Below are 21,179 nucleotides of genomic sequence, written 5' to 3'. Positions count from 1 at the left end.
TGCCGTGTTCGCGTTCCGTCTTGACTCCCGGTCGGGGGTGCCAACCTACCTGCAACTCGTCGAGCAGGTGCGCCGCGGGCTGCTGCTCGGCTACCTGGTCGACGGCGAGCAGCTGCCGACCGTGCGGGAGGTGGCGGCGGCGCTGGTCGTCAACCCGAACACCGTCGCCAAGGCGTACCGGGAGATGGAACGCGCCGGGCTCGCCGCGCCCCGGGCCGGGCAGGGCACCTTCGTCATCGGCCGCGCCGACCAGGTGCCGCACGCCGTGCACCTCAAGCTCGCGGCCCAGCTGCGCGCCTGGGTGCGCGCCGCACAAGCGGCGGGTCTCGCACCCGAGCAGGTGCGCGCCCTGGTCACCACGGTGCTCGACGACGGGCAGGCCCCCACCCGGGCGGACGCGGCATGACCGGCACCTCCGCGCTGCGGTTCAGCGGTCTCGGCAAGCGCTACGGCCGGCGCACCTGGGCGCTGCGCGATTGCAGTCTCGACCTGCCCCAGGGCAACGTCATCGGCCTGGTCGGCGCGAACGGCGCGGGCAAGACCACGCTGCTTCAGCTGGCCATCGGCCTGCTCAAGCCCACCGAGGGCACCGTGTCGATGTTCGGGCGGCCGCTGCGCATGGACTCCCCCGCCGGACTCGCCGAGGTCGGCTTCGTCGCCCAGGACCACCCGCTCTACCGGGGCTTCAGCGTCGCCGACATGCTGCGCTACGGCAATTCCATGAACCCGCGGTTCGACCGGCCCGGAGCCGAGCGCCGACTGCGCGAACTCGGCATCCCCACCGAGCACCGCGCCGACCGGCTCTCCGGCGGCCAGCAGGCCCAGGTCGCGCTGACCCTGGCCCTGGCCAAGCAGCCCCGCCTGCTGGTGCTCGACGAACCGGTGGCCAGCCTCGACCCGCTCGCCCGTCGCGAGTTCATGAAGACCCTGGTCGAAGCGGTCGCCGAGGCGGACCTGACGGTGCTGCTCTCCTCGCATGTGGTCACCGAGCTGGAGCGGGTCTGCGACCACGTGGTGCTGCTGCACCAGGGCCGGGTGCGGCTGACCGGCGACATCGACGACCTGATCGCCGGGCACCGGATGCTCACCGGCCCGCGCACCGACGACACCGCCGGCGTAGCCGGGCTGATCGCGGCCACCCACGGCACGCGGCACAGCCACCTGCTGGTGCGCCAGCCCGTCGGGATGCCCGCGCACCCGCGCTGGGAGGCCAACCCGGTCGGGCTGGAGGACCTTGTGCTGGCATACCTGGCGCGCCCCGACACCGAACCGCCGCAGGCGGCGAGCCCGCCACCGCCGGAGCCGGCCGGACCGGGCCGACGCCTCAGCATCGTCACCGACCCGTCCGCAGCCGAAAGGCAGGCCTGAACATGCTGTGGGTCACCTGGCGCCAGCACCGCGCCGAACTGCTGGCCTGCGTGCTGCTGCTGGCCTGCGTCGCGGTCCCGCTGCTGATCACGGGCACGGCCATGCACGCCGAGTACACCGCCGACGGTGTCGCCGCCTGCGTCGCGAACCCTGCCGGCACCGGCTGCGGGCAGCTCGTCACGCAGTTCCTCGACCGGCACTCCGAATGGGGCAACCGGTTCATCTGGGTGGCCCTGCTGCCCGCGCTCGCGGGGGTCTTCGTCGGTGCGCCGCTGCTGGCACGCGAGTTCGAGCAGGGCACCTGGCGACTGGCGTTCACCCAGAGCGTCACCCGCACCCGGTGGCTGGTGACCAGGCTGATCGCGGTCGGCGCGGGTCTCGCCGCCCTGGCCCTGGCGTGCTCGGCCCTGTTCACCTGGTGGCGCGCCCCGCTGGACGCGATCGACGGCCGGATGCGCACCACCGCGTTCGTGATCGCCGCCCCCAGCCTGGTCGCGGTCACCCTGTTCGCATTCGCGGTCGGCGTGCTGGGTGGGGCGCTGCTGCGGCGCACCATCGCCGCCATGGGCGCCACGCTCGCCGTCTACCTGGCGGTCCGGCTGCCGATGGAGGAGGCGGTGCGGCCCTACCTGCTGACTCCGCTGGTCCGGATCACCGATCCCGGCGTCACGGCGGACCCCGGCTGGCGGCCCGAGCACGACTGGGTCGTCGCGGACGGCTGGATCGACGCCACGGGCCACCGGCTCAGCGACCGCGAGGAGACCGCGATCGTGCGCGAGGTGTACGGCGGGCACGAAGCCGTGTACGGCGCGGGCACCCCGATCGAGCGCTACCTGGCCGACCACGGCCTGCGCCACTACGCGGAGTACCACCCCGGCAGCAGCTTTCTCACCATGCAGCTGGTCGAGTCGGCGGTGTTTCTCGGCCTGGCGGCCGCGCTGCTCGCCGCCGCGCTCTGGATCGTGCGCCGCCGCACAGCCTGAAGGCATCCGACGGGCGGGGGCATCGTAAATTTACGATGCCCCCGCCCGCGTGACGCTCAACGCCGCTGTTCACACCTGATCACGACGCGCTGCCCCGGCTGGATCCTGCTGCCCGCGTTCGGGAACTGCCGCTCCACCCGGTACTGGTTCTTGTCCCCGCGGACCCCGCGCACATCGACGCGCAGGCCCATCGCGGTCAGTTGGTTCTCCGCGTCCCCGCAACCCGAGTTGCGCAGCTCGGGCATGACCGTGCCTGCGGCGTTCTTGCTCACCTGCAGCTTCACCACGGCACCGCGCTCGACCCCGGTGCCCAGCACCGGGTCCTGCTTGACCACGGTGTCGAAGGGCTTGTCCGAGTCGACCTGCTCCACCTCGACCCGCAGCCCCAGGCCCTCGAGGATCGACCTCGCCTCGGCCAGCGGCTTGCCCTCCACCGACGGCACGCTCACCGGGGCACGGCCCTTGCTGAGGACCACCTTGACCGCGGCACCGACCTCGACCTCGTCACCCGCCTTGGGCACGGTCTCCAGCACCGAGCCCTTCGGGACCAGGTCGCTGTACTTCTCCCCGGCCTTCGCCGGCTTCAGCTTCAGCGGCTCGGCCTGCAGGTCGGCGACGGCCTGGTCCCAGGGCTTGCCGGAAACATCGGGCACCACGTAGCGCTCGGGGCCGGCGGACAGGGTCAGCGTCACCGTGCCGCCGCTGAGCACGTCCTCACCGGCGGCCGGGTCCTGCTGGAGCACCACGTCCTTGGGCACGTCCTCGCGGAACAGCGGCTTGGCGTAGACGAACTCCAGACCCGCGCCGCGCAGCGTGGACTCGGCCTGCTCCTTGGACAGGTTCAACAGCTGCGGCGTGCTGTCGTAGCGGCCGAATGCCAGGTAGTAGCCGCCGGTGAGCACCAGCAGCACCAGCACGACCGCGCCCGCCGTCAGCCCCATCCGCCCGCGCGGATCGCCCATCAGCCGCGTGTACTGCTGCTTCGCCTGCGCCAGCAGGCCCGCCAACGGGGACGCGGACACCGACGCCGTCGCGGCGCGCGTACGCGGCTCGGCCGGCTCGTCGTGCAGCCGGGCCCAGGACGGGCGGTCAGCGGACTGAACCTGGCTGACCACCATGGTCTCCTGCGCTACCTGGCGCATCCGCGTGGTGGCGTCGGCGACGCCGTGGCGGGCCGACTGCACCGCGGACAGCATCGCGCCGGCGTCCATGAACCGGGCGCCCGGGGCGCGCCGCGTGGCCGAGGCGACGAGGTCGTCGAGCATCGGCGGCAGCCCGCCGACCACCTGCGACGGCGCGGGCACGTCATGTTCGACATGCTGCCAGGCCACCTCGACCGGGCGCTCGCCCTGATACGGCACGCGGCCGGTGAGCAGCTCGAACAGCATGATCCCGACGCCGTACACGTCGCCGCGCGGATCGACGCGGCCGTCGGAGACGAACTCCGGCGCGACGTACGCGGCGCTGATCGACGGCTCCGCCCCGCCTGCCTCGACGGCGTCGGCGAGCCCGAGGTCGGTCACCTTGACCACCGCTTCGGTCAGGTCGTGGCCGCCGCCGGGCGCTTCGGCCACCATGATGTTCTCCGGCTTCACCGCGCGGTGCACCAGCCCGGTGCGGTGCGCCGCGGCCAGCGCCGCCAGCACCTGCTCGGTCACCGCGAGCGCCTCCGCCGGGCTGAGCCGCCGGCGCTCGTCGAGGATGTCGCGCAGGGTACGGCCGCGCACGAACTCGGTCACCAGGTAGGGGAAGCCGCCGTGCACGCCCTGGCCGTAGAACGCGGCCACGTTCGGATGCGTCAACCGGGCCAGCCCCGTCGCCTCCTCGGCGAAGCGGTCGGCGTGGAAGGCCGCGGCCTGGCCCCGGCGCGGCTGCGGCGGGTGGATCATCTTGAGCGCGACGGTACGGCCCAGGCGCTCGTCCACCGCGGCGTAGACCGTCGTCATGCCGCCACGGGCCACGCATCCGCGGATGCGCAGGCGTCCGTCGACGAGCGTGCCGAGGAGGGGATCGGCGAGCTGAGCGTCCATGGCAGCGCAGTCTAGGGCAGTCCCCGCCATCGTGGCTCTCCCGATGCCGGGATGGGCCGCGACCTGCGGTCGCGCACGGGCGCCGCCGGACGCGCCCCGCCGTCCCAGAACCGATCTCTGTTGCCGATCGCCGTCGGGCCGACGTATCGTCGACCGCGATGTGAGCCACTGACACCTTCCCGCGTCCGCGACCGAGGCACTGCCCGGCGGGCGGAAGAGTCGATCCTGTCGGTGGTGTTCCATGTCCTATTCCGCCCTGCTTGCCCATGATCTCGTCCGTACCCTCGGCACGCGCCGGGTGCTCGACGGCGTCAGTCTCACCGCGTCCCCCGGTCACCGGATCGGGCTGATCGGGGAGAACGGGGCCGGCAAGTCCACCCTGCTGCGGCTGCTGGCCGGTGCCGACGAGCCCGACTCCGGCACCGTCACCCGCCCGGACGACCTCGGCTTCCTGCACCAGGAGATGCCGTTCGACGGCGCCGCGACGATCGCCGACGTGATCGACGACGCCCTGCGCGAAGCCCGCGCGGACCTCGCCGAACTCGACCGGCTCACCGCGGAGCTCGCCGCCGTCGCGCCGGAGTCCGCCGGCTACCCCGCCCTGCTCGCCGCGTACGGCGAGCGGCTGGACCGCGCCCAGGAGCACGAGGCCTGGGACGCCGACCGGCGCGCGGAGATCGTGCTGGCCGGGCTCGGCCTGGGCGGGATACCGCACGAGCGTCCGCTGGCTTCGCTGTCCGGCGGGCAGCGCGGCCGGCTCGCACTGGCGGCGCTGCTGGCCAGGCGCCCCTCGGCGCTGCTGCTCGACGAGCCCACCAACCACCTCGACGACGCCGCGGCGGCCTTCCTCGAGGAGCAGCTGCGCGGCCTGCCCGGGGTCGTCGTGGTGGCCAGCCACGACCGGGCGTTCCTCGACGCCGTCTGCACCGACCTGATCGACCTCGACCCGGCGGTCGACGGCCCGACCCGCTACGGCGGCGGCTACACCGCCTACCAGGCCGAGAAGCAGGCGGAGCGGGCCCGCTGGCAGCGCCGGTTCGAGCAGGAGCAGGAGGAGCTCGACGACCTGCGCCAGGCCGCCTCGGTGACCGCGCACCAGGTCGCACCGGGTCGCGCCAAGCGCGACAGCGAGAAGATGGGCTACGGCCACACCACCGGACGGGTGCAGAACCAGATCTCGCGGCGGGTGCGCAACGCCGCCCGCCGCCTCGACGAACTGGAACGCGAGCAGGTGCGCCGGCCGCCGCAGCCGCTGCGGTTCCGGGCCGCCCGGCTCGCGAGCACGTCGGCCGACGGCACCCTGCTGTCGCTGCGGGAGGTACACGTGCCCGGCCGGCTCACCCTCGACCGCCTCGACCTGTCGTCCACGGACCGGCTGCTGGTCACCGGGGCCAACGGGGCGGGCAAGTCCACACTGCTCGCGGTGCTCGCCGGACAGTTGGACGCCGCGGGCGAGGTGCAGCGGCGGCGCGGGCTGACCGTGGGACTGCTGACCCAGGACAGCGAGTTCGAGCGGCCCGACCGGACCGCCCGCGAAACCTACGAGCTGGCGCTGGGCACCGCCCGCGCCGAGGCCGTGCCGCTCGGCGAGCTCGGCCTGCTCGCCCCGCGCGACCAGGGGACCCGGGTCGGGGACCTGTCGGTCGGCCAGCGCCGCCGCCTCGCTCTCGCCCTGCTCGTGGCAGACCCGCCGGAGCTGCTGCTGCTCGACGAGCCGACGAACCACCTTTCGCCGCGCCTGGCCGACGAGCTGGAGGAGGCCCTGGGCACCGGCCCGGGCGCGATCGTGGTCGCCAGCCACGACCGCTGGCTGCGCTCCCGCTGGCCAGGCCGCGAGCTCCGGTTGTGACGGGCACGGCCTGGGCCACGGCGGCCCAGGCCGGCCCGCACCGGCGGTGAACACCGGCCGGCGCGGGAGCCGACAGGCCCCGCGTTGGCCGTCCGCTCAGGCCTTGTCCGCGGGGACGTCCCGGAGGAACAGGATGCCGTCGCTGTCGGCCAGGTGCGCGGGATCGCGCGGGAAGTAGCCGTGATCGTCGGTGTTGTCGGCGCGACGTACGGGTTCCAGCCCGGCGTCACGCAGCGCAGCCGCCACGCGGCCGCCGTCGAGCAGGTAGCGGTCGTCCGGAAGCGTGGACAGGACGCCCTCGACCGTGTCCGCGGCCGGCACGCCGAGGCCGCGGTGGTGCATGGTCCCCACGGCGGTGGCCACGAAGGCGTAGCGCTCGCCGAGGTCGGCGGCGGCGATCGCGCCGGCGGTCCACCACGTCAGCGTCTGGCCCAGCTGACTCACCTCCCAGCGGCCCTCCTCACGCTGCAGGTGCCCGTTGTGCGCGAACACCAGCGTCGGACCCCGGTCCGCCTCCCCCGCGGCGATCTCCAGCAGGTTCCCGGCCATCATCGCGTCGCGTTGGATCATGAGCCGGGCGTACCGCGACGGCGACGGCGCCGCCATGACCGCGTGATAGCGCAGCAACCCCACGGCGGTACGCCCGTGCAACCGCGCCCGCCACCGATCGTCGTCGGACGCCGCGGCGCGCATTCTCGGCGTCTGCGCCGTGCTCAGGGCCAGCAGGTCGTCCGCGAGCAGGCGCAACCGCACCGCCTCGGCGGACGCGCCGACCGACCGGGACGGGTCCATGGCCGCCGCCGGGTCGGTCCACCGCTCGTCGTCGCCGGCCAGGTCGTCGATCAGGGCCGCGTCGTCCGGGAGCAGCCCGGGGTCGACGTGGGCCGCGAGATGGTCGCGCAGCTCGGTGAGGGCGCGGCGCGGGCTGGCGGCGTACATCATCTCCAGCGGGCCGTCGAATCCGAAGAAGCGCAGCCGGTCGCCGTCCGGGCGGTCCTGGTTGTAGTCCCGCATCCAGGCGACCAGTTCGCGGTTGCCGGCGGCCGCTCCCCAGCCGTGGCTGACGCCGTGTGCCATGACGTCGTCGAGCGAGCCCGCGCCCCCCGCGACGTATTCGTCGACCATGAGCCCGGCCAGGCAGTCGCTCTCCAGCGCGACCGACCGGTAGCCCTCGTGCTCCACCAGGTGACGCAGCAACCGGTTGCGCACCCGCAGGAAGAGTTCCTCGCCGTGAATGGGCTCGCCGAGGCCGAGCAGCCGGGGTCGGGCGGGCAGCGTGGCGAGCAGACGCGACATCGCGGGTCCGGGGTCGTCGCTGAATGCCCAGCCGGTGGCGGCCAGGGCGGAAGGAGTGGTCATCAGGTCTGATCCTCTCGACGCGTTCTACCATGAACCCTATCGTTGAATCGACGGTGTAAACTTTCTTCGCTCACCAGGCGTATCGACGCATCAAACCCTCAAACGTTGGGCACACCATGACCGAAGCCCGGCTGCGCCCCGTCGATCTGGCCCGCGGCCAGGGGCTGTCCACCCAGGCGGTCCGCAACTACGAGCACGCAGGCATCCTGCCGCCGGCGGCCCGGACCGCCACCGGATACCGCGTCTACACCCCGCTGCACGCCCGGGCGCTGCGCACGTTCGCCGCGCTGGCGCCCGGACACGGCCACCAGGTCGCGACGGCGATCATGCGCGCGGTCAACGAGGACGCCGTCGAGCAAGCCCTGGCCCTGATCGACGAGAGCCACCTGCAGCTGCGTTCGGACCGGCGCACCCTCACCGCGGTCGAGCAGGCGCTGCGCGACCTGACCGCGGCCGGCCCCGTATCGCCCCGGTCGGCGGACACGTTCGTCGGGCCGCTCGCCCGGCAGCTGGGCATCCGGCCCGCGACGCTGCGCAAATGGGAACGGGCCGGGCTGGTCCGCCCACGACGCGACCCCGCCACCGGATACCGCGTCTACACCTCGGCCGACGTACGCGACGCCCGGCTGGCGCATCAGCTACGGCGCGGCGGATACCTCCTGGAGCAGATCGCGCCGCTGCTGGATCAGGTACGGGCCGCCGGTGGCGTGGCCCCGCTGGAGGCGATGCTGCACGACTGGCGCGCGCGGCTCGCCCGGCGTGGCCGCGCGATGCTGGCCGGTGCCGCAGAACTGGACGTTTACCTGCGCGAACGTGCCGGGCAGCCGGATCTCAGGCCGGCGTGAGGATCAGCCAGCCGAAGCCGAGCACGTCGCGGTAGCCGCCGAGATACTCCTCGCGCCGCCGGTCGGCGAAGGCACGGGCCTGCGGGGTGCCGACTTGCTCGATCCCGGCCCGCCAGTCGGACTCGAAGTCGTCCCACTCGGCGAGGGTCGACGCGGCGACGTGCAACGGCCGGAAGCCCGCCGCCACGGTCGCGCGGGCGAGCCCGGCGAGATCAGGCATGTCGCCGAACACCTCGCGGACCTCGCCCGTCGGCTCCGTCCGGTAGAAGCCCTCGCCGAACAGCAGCCGCCCGCCGGGACGGGTCAGCGGGTGCAGCGCGGCCAGCGCCTGCGCGGTCCCGCCCCAGATGTGACTACCGCCGACGTTGACGACGAGGTCGGCCGGCTGCGTCCAGGTGGTGGCGTCGGCGGCGTGGAAGGTGACCTGGTCGAGTCCGAGCTCGGACGCCCGCACACGGGCACGTTCGGCGATCGCGGCGTCGTGTTCGACCCCGTCGCCCGCGATCCCGTGCGCCCGGCACAACCGCAGGAGCAGCTCGCCGCCGCCGCAGCCCAGGTCAAGCGCCCGCCGGCCGGAACCCTCCGGGGCCAGCCGCCGGACGAGGTCCGCCACCCGGTCCTCGCTCAGCGGTGCGTTGTAGACGAGGTTGGCGGCCGCCGCGGCGAACAGCGGCTTGAGATCTTGGTCGGTCACCGGCCCACCGTACCGGTCCGCGATGCGGCAGCAGGCCGCAACGGGCTCGGATCGCCGTATGGAAACCCGCCTGTTGACGGCGGTTCACATCGGGTCTACGGTCAGCACTCGGGAAGCGCTTTCCAAAGCCGGAAACACCGGTCCACCAGTGCCTGATCAGCACTGTCGCCATCGGACCGCGCACGTCCCGTGCCGTCGCCCAGCGGCACGGTCCCCCGACCCGGAGGCACCCGTGGCAACTCGCACGCTCCCCCGTCCCCGACCACGAACGTGGTCCCTCATCGCGGGGCTGGTCCTCGCCCTCACCACCGGCGCGATAGCGCTCAGCCAGAACGCCTTCGCCGCCACCGTCTTCAGCGACACCTTCGAGGACGGCGCGGCCGACGGCTGGTCCAAGTCCGGCGGCACCTGGACGGTGGTCACCGACGGCACCAAGGCCCTGCAGCAGAGCAACACCAGCACCGACAACGCCCGGCAGTTCGCCGGCTCCACCAGCTGGACCGCGTACACGGTCACCGCCCGGGTCAAGCCGCTGAGCTTCGGCAGCAACGGCCACGTCTCCCTGCTGGCCCGCTCGACCGGCGCGACCGTCTACTACCGGCTGTCCCTGCGGCCGGGCAACTCCGTACAGCTGCAGGCGGTCAACGGCAGCACGGTCACCGTGCTGGGCAGCGCCACCCGCACGGTGGCCACCGGCACCTGGTACACCCTCGGCATCGAGGCCAACGGCAGCACCATCCGCGGCCTCGTCGACGGCACCGTGATCGCATCGGCCACCAGCACCGCGATCGCCAACGGCCGCATCGGGCTGCAGACCGCATACAGCAGTGCGTCCTTCGACGACATCGCGGTCAACACCGGCGGCACGCCGGCCCCGACCACCCCGGCCCCGTCGGCGACGACGAGCCCGCGGCCGTCGGCGTCACCGTCGGCTCCGGCCTCGCCCACGGCGTCGCCGACCGTGAGCCCGCCGCCCACCGGCTGGCCCACGCCGAGCGGCAACGCCCCGGTCAGCAACGGCACCATCCCGGTCAGCGGTGTCTTCGACGGCGGTATGAAGCGCTACTGCTGCATCGGCGACGGCGGCCAGGGCGAGGCCCAGGACCCCGTGTTCGAGCTGGCGGCCGGCGCCACCATCAAGAACGTGATCCTGGGCGCGCCCGCCGGTGACGGCATCCACTGCCTGGGCAACTGCACCATCGAGAACGTCTGGTGGGAGGACGTGGGCGAGGACGCGGCGACGTTCCTCGGCGGCACCAACTACTACGTGATCGGCGGCGGCGCCCGCGCGGCGTCGGACAAGATCTTCCAGCACAACGGACCCGGCACGCTGCACATCAGCGGGTTCTACGCGGAGAACTTCGGCAAGCTCTACCGGGCCTGCGGCAACTGCAGCTCCTCGTACCAGCGGCACGTGGTCATCGACAACGTGCGGGTCAAGAGCGGTGACGTGATCGCCGGCATCAACATCAACTGGGGTGACACCGCCCGGTTCACCCGGATCACCGTCATCGGCGACTCGGACCACGAGACCGTCATCTGCGACAAGTTCAACGGTGTCCCGAAGGGCAGTGAACCCACCCACGTCGGCAGCGGCGCGGACGGCGTGAACTGCATCTACAACGCCGGCGACATCAGCTGGCAGTGACACGGTGCCGCTGCCGGGACCACGTGTCCCGGCAGCGGCTCCCGCCGGCCAGCGACTCGACGCTCACCTCGGCATCCGTCCGGATCGGGCCGTCCACCCCGCGCGCCGCCCAGGCCCGGCCGGGCTCGGCTCTGGTCACCTCCTGGACCAGGACGCGGTCGGCCGATCCGATGCGCCGCGTCGTGGTGAACCGCGTGCCACCGGCGCCGGGTGCGGGTGGCCGACCTCCACCGCCACCACGTCGTCCTGCCACAACGCGAACCTGCCGGGATCGGTGACGTAGTCGTACACCACCTCGGCCGGGCAGGCGACCTCGAAGACGGCGACGTTCTCTGGCATGATTCCTCCACATTGATGTGCTGTCGCGCCGGGGACCCCGCCTCGCTGCCCGGCTGATCGCCGAGTCACGCTCCGGCGCGAGCCCCAGGGGCCGCCCGCTGCGTAGCGCGGCGATCCGTCCCGCGAGCATGACCAGCCGGCAGATCAGCGCGATGTCCTCGCCGGTGCGTCAGTGATTCACGTCGGCTGCGGGCAGCGGTTCGACGACCGCGTCCTCACCCGGGATGCCGGTCTGTCTGATCAGGAAGCGCGTCGCACCGGCGGGCCGTTCGCGGAAGTGCCGGAACGCCATCGGCACGCCGCGGGCGACGGACAGGTCCGGACTGTCCATGACCTGCATGTGCACGTGCGGCTGGGTCGAGTTGCCGGAGTTGCCGCAGGCCGCGATCTGCTGCCCGACCGTCACCCGCGCGCCCGCTGCCACGCGCAGGGAGCCGGACCGCAGGTGTACGAGTGCGGCGTACGCCCCGCTCTCCCCCAACTCGATGATCACGTGGTTGCCCGCGATCGCCGCCACGCCCTGCCGGATCCGCCCCAACTGGCCCGCCATGTACGGCACCAGGGCCAACTGCGACCGCCGCGCCGCATGATCGGGCTCGCCGTCGTGGGCCGCGACGACGACCCCGTCGGCGGGCGCCAGGATCGGGCGGCCGAAGGCGAAGAACCGGTCCGGCGGTTCCGTGGCCAGGAAAGTCCGCCAGTCCCGGTGACCGGCGGTACGGCCGCGCTCGTCCACCCCGATGAAGTCGATGGCATAGCGTTCGCCCATCAGGTCGGTGCCGTGGCTCGGAACCCGCCGGGCCGGACTGTTCCTGGCCAGCCACAATCCTGTGAACGGCAGCGAGAGGACGACCTCCCGCGCCGACGGCCCACGCCACCCCTCAGCCATGAACCCACCCTAGGCGGGCCGCACCAGACCGGCCCAGGCCCCGAACCGGCCTGCCACCGGTGGCACCGGCGGGCAGGACGTGCCTCCCGTCAGCGGCGCACCAGGCGCAGCCTGACCACACCACCGGCGACTAGCGCGAGGCAGAGCCACGCGAACCAGTCGCCGAACCGGGAGTACGGCGTGGCACCCGACCCGGACCGCAACATCACCGTCGCGCTCGTGGCCCCCCTGCCGGTGACCGCGTCGGCGGCGAGTCGGCCACGGGAGTCCGCGGCGACCAGCCGACCATGGCCGGCCGACCGGACCACCGTGATGCCGTTCTCCACCCCGCGCACCACCGCGATCCGGCTGTGCAGCCAGCCGTCACGGTCGAAGTCGAGGGCCGGCGCCAGCAGCACGGTCGTCGCCTGCCTGCCGTATGCCCGACCCAGCTCGGGATGATCGAGGTCCTTGCAGATCGCCAGCCCCATGGTCGAACCAGGCAACCACACGAGCCGGTCCCCGGCGGTGAAGTGGTCCTCCCACCCGGTGACGAGGTGCTGCTTGTCATATCGCACCGCGCTCCCGCCGCCGTACGACATCGCGATGTTGTGCGCCCCCGCCTGGTCCTTGAGGGTGAGACCGACGACGATGGTGATCCGGCTGTGCGCGGCCACGGAGCTGAACCTGTTGCCGAGTTCGGCGAGCTCCGGCTCGGTCACCTTGAACACCTTCTCCGGCAGCACCAGTACCGTGGCACCGGCGGAACCGGCCTTCGACGCCTGATCCAGATAGCTCTCCAGGACCTGCCGAGCCTCCGCCGACCCGAGCGGCAGCGAGTCCTCGGACTGCCGCACGTCGGCCAGCGCGACCATCGTGCTCGGACCGACCGGCGGGCTTTGGAGGCGCAACAGTCCGTATCCGGCTGTGCCGACCGCCAGGACGGCCGCGACCGAGAGCAGGCGTGGCCACGCGGCGCGATCGGCCGACACCGTGGCCACCATGGCGGGCAGCGCCATCAGCAGGAAACCGACGCCCCAGATCCCGGTCACCGAGACCACCTGGATCACCGGCAGCATCTCGGCCTGGGTGTAGCCGATGGCGGAGAACGAGCCTCCGGGGGAGAACAGCGACACGAGATACTCGGCACCGACCCACGCGGCCGGTGCGGCGAGCGCGGCCGCCACCGGCCTGCCCTGCCGCAGCAGCGCACGGAACAGCCCGACGGCGCCGCCGAAGGCGAGCGCCTGCAACACCAGGAAGCCGACCACCACGACGGCCGGAACCTCGAGCGTGCCTGCGTAGTAGGTCCACATGTTCAGGCTTCCGGCCGCCCAGGCCAGGAACGCGGCGGCCATTGCGGTCCGCCCGGACACCCGGGCCGCCACGACGAACAGCGGCAGCGGGGCCAGCCAGGTCAACCATGGAAGCGGCGCGAGCCCGGTGCCGAACCACACCAGAGCCGACGCCAAGACGACGGCGAACGCGACCAGCGGGCCTGCCGGACGGCGGCCCGCCTTCTCCGGTGCAGCCTCGACGTGTTCCGACCTGACCTCAAGCTCGGTTGCCATCCAGCACCTTCCCGACGAGTTGGTGGACCAGGGCACGGAAGTCCTGCTCGGGCAGATCGATCCGGCCGCCGCGGAACAGCTGGACCAGCCCGTGGATCAATGCCGCGACGGTCAGCGCCAGCGGCCACACGTCCTGATCGCGCAGCACGCCCTGCCGGACGCCACCGGTCAGGGCGGCGGCGACGAGGTTCATCGAGGGCGAGCCGCCCGCGCGGAAGTCGTCCGGCCAGCGCCGTGCGCCCTCGCGCGGATCAGTGAACACGAAGTCGTACAGGTGCGGCTGGCCGAGCGCGAAGTCGAGATGGTCGTCCAGCAGCTCGGCCACCCGCAGGTCGAAGTCGGCGGCGGCCGGACGGGCGGCCCAGCGCTCGGCGATCTCGGCGAAGCTCGCGTCGGCGATGGTCGACAGCAGCGTTTCCCGGTTGGCGAAGTGCCGGTAGATCGTCATCGGAGTGACCCCGGCCGCCGTCGCCACCCGCCGCATGCTCACCGCGGCAGCGCCTTCAGCCAGCAGGATCTCCCGAGCGATCGCCACCAGACGATCCGCAGTCGTGTTCATGTCTACACCGTAGACCAAAGTCTACGCCGTAGACAAGCTGACCGTCCTCGCCGCCGAAACGCACTGCCGTGCCCGACCTGGCAGGCGCAACCCGCAAACCCCGGTAGCCGAAAGGCGGCAGTTTCGGGGAAACTGCAGCCTCTGATCAGGCGATTCATGCAGTTTCCCCGAAACTGCTGCGCGGAGCCGAAGGTCGCGGTGAGCGAACGCAGCGGTGTGCGCCGCCGGCTCTGGAGCTGCGCCGCCGCCGGAGCGAGCCGACGATGACGTGCCCGCCTGCCCCCGTGGCGGCGGACACGTCATACGCTCGACGGCAGGGCGGGGTTATCCGGTGGTGGCCGGGGACGTGATGGACCAGCCGTCGGCGAAGGTCGTCCCGGCGACCGGGCGGGCGGAGACGACGCAGCGCCGTTCGTCGGGCCAGAACCAGCCCGCCGAGCGGGCGATGGCCTGCCAGCCGTCCAGCTCCGCGTCCAGTGCGGAGCCGTAGGCGGCCAGGCCGAGCCGCCGCCACACCTCGTAGTAGGCGATCCAGTGCGCCTCCTGCTGGCCGTACCAGCAGACCGGGCCGGGTATGCCCAGCAGGCGCTTGCCGGGCAGGTAGAACCCTTGGGCGAGCGACGTGTAGAGGGTGTCGCGCACGTGGCGGCGCACGATGTCGACGAACGGGATGCCGTACGCCACCGCAGCTTCCGCGGAAAGCTCGGGCCAGGGCCGATCCTTGTCGCGTTTGGGCGGCTTGGGGTCGAACAGCGGGGTGTCTATCCGGTCGTCCATGGCCCCGCGCATCCGGGCCAGGGACGTGGCCAGGTCACTGGCCAGCGGAGGGCGTCTGCCGGAGGGGGGCCGGGTCACCCAGGTGTGCAGGTCCTGCAGCGTGGGCAGGTGCCCGACGAGGGGCTGGGCTTCCAAAGGAGAGCGGACCCACACGAACTCGGGTCGGGACCGGCCGATGCGCCGGTACAGCTCGGTGATTGCCTGCTCGGCGACTGCCTCGCCGGTCGGCCCGCAGGCCGTGCCGTGCCCGAGCCATTCGTCCCGGACGGCGGCAGCTCGCTGCCAGAAGGCGGCACGTTCGTGCCGCGGGGCGGTCATACCGCGAGGGCGCGCACGCCCTTTCGTACAGAGGAGATCATGGCGCCGATGACCGCACCGACGGCGTGCCGGCGCACCGGGATATGCGCGGCGGGCCGCCAGGCATGCCGGCGGCCCGCCGCTCGGTTCGCTACGGCAGGGTCCACTTCTGGTTCGCGGCGTTCGCGACGCACGTCCAGAGGTGGACGATGGTGCTGTCGGCGGAGTTGTTGCCCGACACGTCCAGGCACTTGCCCGACTGCGGGTTGCGCAGGGTCTGGTCCGAGGACTGGTAGGTCCAGTTCTGCGCACCGGACCCGTTGCAGGTCCACAGCTGGATCTTGGTGCCGTCGGCGCTGCCGCCACCGGAGATGTCCAGGCACTTGCCCAGCGCCCGCAGCGTCTGGCCGTTGCGGGTCCAGGTCTGGGCCGTGGAGCTGTTGCAGGTGTAGATCTGGATCTGCGTTCCGTCGGCGGTGCCGCTGCTGCGCACGTCGAGGCACTTGCCGGCCAGGCCCTTGACCGGCCCGACGCCCGGCGTGGCCGTCTTCACGAAGGTGAAGTCGTCGACGTCGAACAGGCCGGTGCCGGTCCCGGTGAAGGTCAGGTACACGTTCTGGTTGCCCGACGGCACCCCGGTCAGCGTGGTCTGCACGTTGGCGTACGTGCTCCAGCTGCCCGTGTTGGGGACCGCGACCGTGCCCAGGATCGGCCCGGTGGTGGAACCGGTGCGCACCTGGATGCCGCCGCCCGCGCCGCCGGACACGACCCGCGCCCGGAAGGTGGTCGCGCCGCCGACGTTCACGCCGTTGTACGCCGCCCAGTCGCCCGGCTCGATGTAGCCCAGCGTCTGGCCGTTGTTCGCGCCCGCCTTGGTGAACGCCTGCACGCCGCTCTGGCTGCTGAACGACTCGGCCTGCACGGTCACGTCGCCGACGGGCGGCGTGCCGAGTTCCTTGATCCGGATGTTGCGGAACGCGGCGGTGTCACCCGCCCCGTGGTTCTGGATGCCGATGTGCCCGGCCAGGCTGCGGACCGGGTTGGTGTTGGTGAAGTCGTTGATCAGCACGCCGTTGAGGTAGATACGCAGACGCTCCCCCTCGACGAGCAGCTCGTACGTGTTCCACTCACCGGCGGCGTTGAGCGCCGCGTCGCGGGCGGCGATGTTGGCCGACTGGAACGTGTACACCGAGCCGGTGGTGCGGTCGGCGCTGTCGGTGGCGTCTATCTGGATCTCGTAGCCGTTGTTGACCGCCGACCACGGGTCGGTCGACGGCGGGAAGCCGATGAACACGCCCGAGTTGGAGTCACCGGTGAGCTTCCAGTCCAGCTTGAGCGAGTACGAGGTGTACTGCTTGGCGCTGTACCAGTACAGGCCCATGCCGCCGACCGTGGTCAGCGTCGCGTCGCTGTTGGTGAGGCTGCCCGGCCCGGCCTGCGACCAGCCCGTGGTCGAGCCGTTGAAGATCGGCGAGTAGCCGGTCTCGGGGCGGCAGTCGGCCTTGCTGCGCCCGGACGCGTACCGGATGCCGCCGAGCAGGTGGTTGCGGAAGTTGGCCTCGCTGTAGGAGGCCTGGGTGTGGCCGCCGCCGGTGTAGAAGGACCGGCCGCCGTCGAAGGCCTTGCACCAGGCGTGCGGGTGGTCGGCGCCCATGCCGCCGCCGCTGTACGACGACTCGTCGAGCGTCGCCAGCACCTTCGCGGTGGACCGGGCGTTGGTCTGGTAGTTGTACCACTCGTCGGTGCGGGTCCAGGTCTGCGGCAGGTGCCCGGTCGCGGCGTGACCGCGGTCCTCGACCTTGACGTTGGCCTGCTGGATCGCCGGGTGCGAGGCGAACCACGCGCCGACCAGGTTGCCGTACCAGGGCCAGGAGTACTCGGTGTCGGACGCGGCGTGCACGCCGACGTAGCCCTTGCCGGAGCGGATGTAGCTTTCGAAGGCGGTCTGCTGGGTCGCATTAAGCACGTCACCGGTGGTGTTGAGGAAGACCACGGCTTCGTACTGGGCGAGGTTGGCCGTGGTGAACGCGTTCGCGTCCTCGGTGGCCGTGACGGTGAAGTTGTTGGCGGCGCCCAGGTCGCGGATGGCCTGGGTGCCCACGGCGATGGAGTCGTGCCGGAAGCCGGCGGTCTTGGAGAAGACCAGCACGTCGTACGGGGCGTCGGCGGCCGCCGCCGGGCAGGCGGTCATGGCCACCACGGTCAGCGCGGCGGCTGCCACGCCGATCACGGGTCGGAGGATTCGCACGGTGGTGCTCCTTTCTCGGACGGGAGCGGTCCGGGCGGGGCGGGGCTGCCCCGCCCGGACCGGGTCGATCAGGGCAGGGTCCACTTCTGGTTCGCGGCGTTCGCGGTGCACGTCCACAGGTGGACGATGGTGCTGTCGGCGGAGTTGTTGCCGGACACGTCCAGGCACTTGGCCGACTGCGGGTTGCGCAGCGTCTGGTCGGAGGCCTGGTAGGTCCAGTTCTGCGCGCCGGAGCCGTTGCAGGTGTACAGCTGGATCTTGGTGCCGTCGGCGCTGGCGCCGCCGGCGATGTCCAGGCACTTGCCGAACGCCCGCAGGGTCTGGCCGTTACGGGTCCAGGTCTGCGAGCCGGTGCCGTTGCAGGTGTAGATCTGGATCTGCGTACCGTCGGCGGTCGCCCCGCTGCGCACGTCCAGGCACTTGCCCGCCAGGCCCCTGATCGGGCCGACGCCCGCGGCCGTGGTGAACGTGAACGAGTCCAGGTCGAACAGCGCTCCGGTGCCGCCGCTGAAGGTGAGGAACAGCGGCGTGGTGTTGTTCGGCGCACCGGTGATGGTGCCGCTGACCGTCGCGAACGTCTCCCAGCCGCCGGTCACCGGGACGGTGGCCGAGCCGAGCACGGTGCCGGTGGCCGAACCGGCCCGGATCTGCAGCGTGCCGCCCACACCGCCCGAGGACACCCGGGCCGTGAAGCCGGTGGCGTTGCTCAGCCGGTACGGGTTGAACGAGATCCAGTCCCCGTTGTTGATGTCTCCGACGGTCTTGCCGCCCTCGGCGGTCGCCTTGGTGAACGTGTTGATGCCCGACGACGTGCCGAAGTGCTCGGCCTGCCGGTGCCGGGGCTGCAGCGTGTGCTGCGTGTGCGTGGTCAGGCCCTGGTTGTCGGTGTACTCCGCGTCGAAGATCGCGAAGATGTTGGCGGCGTCGTCGTGCTCGCCGTCGACCGGGATGGTGATGGTGCCAGAACAGCCGTTCTTCGAGGTGATCTGGTGGCCGTGCTGGTCGTGGCCGAGCACGTAGGTCAGCTTCACCCGCGCGCAGTCGATGGTGCCGTCACCGGGGTCGGTCACCGTCAGCGAGTAGCTGACCGTGTCGCCGAAGGCGAACAGCTGCCCGTTGCCGGGGCTGTTGATGGTCACCGCGGGCGGGGTGTTGCCGACCGTGATGACGACGGAGTCGCCGCCGGTGGCGCCCTGCGGGTCGCGCACTGTCAGGGTCGCGGTGTAGGTGCCGTTGGTCGTGTACGTCTTGCTCGGGTTGGCGGCCGTGGAGGTGGTGCCGTCACCGAACGCCCACGAGTAGGTCAGCGCGCCACCCTCCGGATCGGATGACCCGGCCGAGGAGAACTGCACCACCAGCGGGGCCGCACCCGACGTGGGGTTGGCCGTGGCGTTGGCGATCGGGGCGCGGTTGCCGGTGCCGATGTACTCGAACCGGTACAGCGCCGAGTTGGCGTCGCCGTTGAAGTAGCCGGTGCCGTAGTCCAGCACGTACAGCGCGCCGTTGGGGCCGAACGCGGAGTCCATGACCTGCTTGCCGGTCCACGGGAAGGAGTCGATCGTGCCGCGGCTGCCGTCGGCGTTGACGTGGATCGGCTTGATCCAGCCGCGGCCGAACTCGGTGGCGAAGAACTGCCCGTCCATGTCCTGCGGGAACTTCACGGTCGAGGTCGACGAGGCGTTGTACCGGTAGACCGGGCCGCCCATCGGGGACTCGGAGCCGCCGCCGAACTCGGTCGGCGTGCCGCTGTCACCGCCGTACTTGATCCACGCGGGTCGCGCCGCGGGCAGCGTGGACAGGCCCGTGTTGCGGAACGAGTTGTTGGTCGGACCGCCGGTGCAGTTGTACTTCGGCCCGGTGGCCGCGGTGGCGAAGTTCCACTCGTTGTACGTCTCCGAGCTGGTGTTCGCGCCCGTGCAGTACGGCCAGCCGTAGTTGCCCGGCGAGGTGATCCGGTTGAACTCGACCTGGCCGCTCGGGCCCCGGTTGGCGTTGGTGGTGCCCGCGTCCGGGCCGTAGTCGCCGACGTACACGACGCCGGTAGCCTTGTCGACACTCATCCGGAACGGGTTGCGGAAGCCCATCGCGTAGATCTCGGCCCGGGTCTGGGCGGTGCCCGGTGCGAACAGGTTGCCAGACGGGATCGAGTACGTCCCGTTCGCGTTCACCTTGATGCGCAGGATCTTGCCGCGCAGGTCGTTGGTGTTGCCCGCGGAGCGCTGCGCGTCGTAGGCGGGGTTGCGGTCGGTGCGCTCGTCGATCGGCGCGTAGCCGTCGGAGGAGAACGGGTTCGAGTCGTCGCCGGTGGACAGGTAGAGGTTGCCCGCGGCGTCGAAGTCGATGTCACCGCCGACGTGGCAGCACAGGCCCCGGTCGGCGGGCACGTCCAGCACGTTGACCTGGCTGCCCATGTTCACCGTGAAGTCGGCGTTGAGGGTGAACCGGGCCAGCCGGTTGACGCCCTGCCACTGGGTCCAGCTGGTGCCGGTCGCGGGCGCGTCGCCGGCCGGAGTGGACAGCGGCGGGGCGAAGTAGAGGTAGATGTAGCGGTTCGTGGCGAAGCCCGGGTCGACGCCGACGCCCTGCAGGCCCTCCTCGTCGTGCGTGTACACGGGGATGGTGCCGACCACGGACGTGGTCCCGGCCGCCGTGGTGCGGCGCAGGGTGCCGTTGCGGGCGGTGTGCAGCACGGACAGGTCCGGCAGCACGGCCAGCGACATCGGCTCGCCCATCTCGGCGACGCCGCGGGCCATCTCGACCTGCTGGAACTTCGTCGGGTCGATGGTGTGCGCGGCCGCGGGGGCGGTCGTGGTGGCGACGGCCGTCAGGGCCGAGCCGGTCATCAGCAGCGCGGCCGCGGCCGCCCGCCATAGCGTCATGTGCCTACGTGGATGTCTACTGGACATTGCCGTCCAACCCTTCCTGACCGGGGGTATGCCAGGCAGGGCGCGCGCCGTCGCGCCTGATGCCGGGGTGGGCCAACGGGTAACCGCGCCGCCGGTTACATCGACGAAACATTGTGGAGCCGTGACGGACACACTAGGGACTTTTCATCGAGGTGTCCATACTTTCCTATGCGTCAACACAAAGTTTTGTCGCCACGATCGAAAGTGGAGTGTCATACCAGGTCAGCGCACTGGTTTCGGCGCCGGGTGCGAACGGGTATCAGGCGGCATGAACCGCAATCTGATCCGGGCGTTGCTGTACGCCTGGGAGCGGCCGGAGTTCCGGGCCGGTCTGCAGCACCTGATCGACCTGGATCAGGTGACCGCCCTGCTGGCCGCGTTGTCCACCGAGGACCACGACCACGAGCAGGAACGCCGGGCCATGGACCTGCTGCGTTCCGCGCTGGACTCCGCCGAGATCCGCCGCGCGGTGCTGCTGCTCGTCGAGTCCGACGACATCCGCCTCCAGCTCGCCGCCGCGGTCGCCGAGGGCCTGCCCGACCGCCCCGCGCTCGCCGTCGCCATCGCCTCGGCCCTCAACGACCCCCGCGTACGCGCCCAACTCCACGACGCGCTGGAGACCCCGCAAGTGCGCGAACTGCTCCTACGCGCGGCCGAGGACGGCGCCCGGGACCGCCGCTGGTCGCTGGCCCGCCAGCTGCTCGTCCTGCTCGCCCGCCACCGCACCGCCCGCCGCCTGGCCTGGTCCCTGCAGCGCCATGGCTTCCTGCGAGCCCTCCGCGAATGACGGAACGGAAGTTGCCGGCGTCCCAGCCGCCGAGCGCGGGACGCTGCAGGC

General features: G+C 71.9%; 17 protein-coding genes. 7 read left to right on the top strand and 10 right to left on the bottom strand.

Going from position 1 to position 21,179, the window contains the following annotated elements; translation table 11 throughout:
- The first annotated feature begins 4 nt into the window (after positions 1-4).
- Genes FLL47_RS05535 through FLL47_RS05525 form a run of 3 tightly spaced genes read left to right on the top strand, consistent with a single transcriptional unit; the run spans position 5 to position 2,351 of the window.
- The gene (locus tag FLL47_RS05535) at positions 5-406 is read left to right on the top strand and encodes a GntR family transcriptional regulator (RefSeq protein WP_144119310.1); all 402 of its coding nucleotides are present in this window, start codon (positions 5-7) and stop codon (positions 404-406) included.
- Complete coding sequence (locus tag FLL47_RS05530; protein WP_144119309.1) at positions 403-1,368, top strand: ABC transporter ATP-binding protein; 966 nt, start codon at positions 403-405, stop codon at positions 1,366-1,368. Before FLL47_RS05535 ends, FLL47_RS05530 begins: the two co-directional genes overlap by 4 nt.
- A gap of 2 nt (positions 1,369-1,370) precedes the next feature.
- The gene (locus FLL47_RS05525) at positions 1,371-2,351 is read left to right on the top strand and encodes an ABC transporter permease subunit (RefSeq protein ID WP_144119308.1); all 981 of its coding nucleotides are present in this window, start codon (positions 1,371-1,373) and stop codon (positions 2,349-2,351) included.
- Between the two features lie 56 nt (positions 2,352-2,407).
- Here the strand turns inward: FLL47_RS05525 and FLL47_RS05520 are convergent, their stop codons facing one another.
- A complete protein-coding gene (locus tag FLL47_RS05520) occupies positions 2,408-4,381 on the bottom strand; it encodes a PASTA domain-containing protein (protein WP_246157555.1) in 1,974 nt (657 codons plus the stop codon).
- 241 nt (positions 4,382-4,622) lie between these two features.
- Between FLL47_RS05520 and FLL47_RS05515 the strand changes: the two genes are divergently transcribed.
- Entirely contained in the window at positions 4,623-6,230 is a 1,608-nt protein-coding gene (locus FLL47_RS05515; protein ID WP_144119307.1) for an ABC-F family ATP-binding cassette domain-containing protein, read from the top strand.
- Between the two features lie 96 nt (positions 6,231-6,326).
- Here the strand turns inward: FLL47_RS05515 and FLL47_RS05510 are convergent, their stop codons facing one another.
- Positions 6,327-7,589, bottom strand: coding sequence for an erythromycin esterase family protein (locus FLL47_RS05510; protein WP_222105972.1), 1,263 nt, complete (start codon positions 7,587-7,589; stop codon positions 6,327-6,329).
- A gap of 116 nt (positions 7,590-7,705) precedes the next feature.
- Between FLL47_RS05510 and FLL47_RS05505 the strand changes: the two genes are divergently transcribed.
- The gene (locus FLL47_RS05505; RefSeq protein ID WP_144119306.1) at positions 7,706-8,434 is read left to right on the top strand and encodes a MerR family transcriptional regulator; all 729 of its coding nucleotides are present in this window, start codon (positions 7,706-7,708) and stop codon (positions 8,432-8,434) included.
- Here FLL47_RS05505 and FLL47_RS05500 read toward each other — a convergent pair.
- Positions 8,421-9,128 (bottom strand): methyltransferase domain-containing protein, encoded by a 708-nt coding sequence (locus FLL47_RS05500; RefSeq protein WP_186315573.1) that lies wholly within the window; start codon positions 9,126-9,128, stop codon positions 8,421-8,423. The genes FLL47_RS05505 and FLL47_RS05500 overlap by 14 nt on opposite strands.
- A gap of 232 nt (positions 9,129-9,360) precedes the next feature.
- On the opposite strand from FLL47_RS05500, the gene FLL47_RS05495 reads away from it, so the two are divergent.
- On the top strand, positions 9,361-10,776 hold the full coding sequence (locus FLL47_RS05495; RefSeq protein ID WP_246157553.1) for a pectate lyase: 1,416 nt from the start codon (positions 9,361-9,363) through the stop codon (positions 10,774-10,776).
- Between the two features lie 135 nt (positions 10,777-10,911).
- Here FLL47_RS05495 and FLL47_RS05490 read toward each other — a convergent pair whose 3' ends face one another.
- From FLL47_RS05490 to FLL47_RS05460, 7 genes are all read right to left on the bottom strand, one after another.
- Positions 10,912-11,115: an SRPBCC family protein gene (locus FLL47_RS05490; RefSeq protein WP_144119303.1), complete on the bottom strand. Its 204-nt coding sequence runs from the start codon at positions 11,113-11,115 to the stop codon at positions 10,912-10,914.
- Between the two features lie 169 nt (positions 11,116-11,284).
- Entirely contained in the window at positions 11,285-12,004 is a 720-nt protein-coding gene (locus tag FLL47_RS05485; protein ID WP_144119302.1) for a M23 family metallopeptidase, read from the bottom strand.
- An 89-nt stretch (positions 12,005-12,093) separates the two neighbouring features.
- Positions 12,094-13,554, bottom strand: coding sequence for a nitrilase-related carbon-nitrogen hydrolase (locus tag FLL47_RS05480; RefSeq protein WP_144119301.1), 1,461 nt, complete (start codon positions 13,552-13,554; stop codon positions 12,094-12,096).
- Positions 13,538-14,113: a TetR/AcrR family transcriptional regulator gene (locus FLL47_RS05475; protein WP_144119300.1), complete on the bottom strand. Its 576-nt coding sequence runs from the start codon at positions 14,111-14,113 to the stop codon at positions 13,538-13,540. Before FLL47_RS05475 ends, FLL47_RS05480 begins: the two co-directional genes overlap by 17 nt.
- 324 nt (positions 14,114-14,437) lie before the next feature.
- Positions 14,438-15,208 (bottom strand): hypothetical protein, encoded by a 771-nt coding sequence (locus FLL47_RS05470; protein ID WP_144119299.1) that lies wholly within the window; start codon positions 15,206-15,208, stop codon positions 14,438-14,440.
- Positions 15,209-15,338: 130 nt separating this feature from the next.
- Complete coding sequence (locus FLL47_RS05465; protein ID WP_144119382.1) at positions 15,339-17,378, bottom strand: ThuA domain-containing protein; 2,040 nt, start codon at positions 17,376-17,378, stop codon at positions 15,339-15,341.
- Positions 17,379-17,503: 125 nt separating this feature from the next.
- Complete coding sequence (locus FLL47_RS05460; RefSeq protein ID WP_144119298.1) at positions 17,504-20,341, bottom strand: PQQ-dependent sugar dehydrogenase; 2,838 nt, start codon at positions 20,339-20,341, stop codon at positions 17,504-17,506.
- Between the two features lie 268 nt (positions 20,342-20,609).
- On the opposite strand from FLL47_RS05460, the gene FLL47_RS05455 reads away from it, so the two are divergent.
- Positions 20,610-21,128 carry a hypothetical protein gene (locus FLL47_RS05455; protein WP_144119297.1) on the top strand — a complete coding sequence of 173 codons (519 nt, stop codon included), beginning with the start codon at positions 20,610-20,612 and terminating at the stop codon, positions 21,126-21,128.
- Positions 21,129-21,179 lie beyond the last annotated feature (51 nt).

The sequence above is a fragment of the Catellatospora sichuanensis genome (assembly GCF_007483665.1).
Taxonomy (GTDB): Bacteria; Actinomycetota; Actinomycetes; order Mycobacteriales; family Micromonosporaceae; genus Catellatospora; species Catellatospora sichuanensis.
The sequence above is the reverse complement of the archived record's forward strand: the minus strand, read 5'-3'. Positions and strand labels throughout refer to the sequence as shown.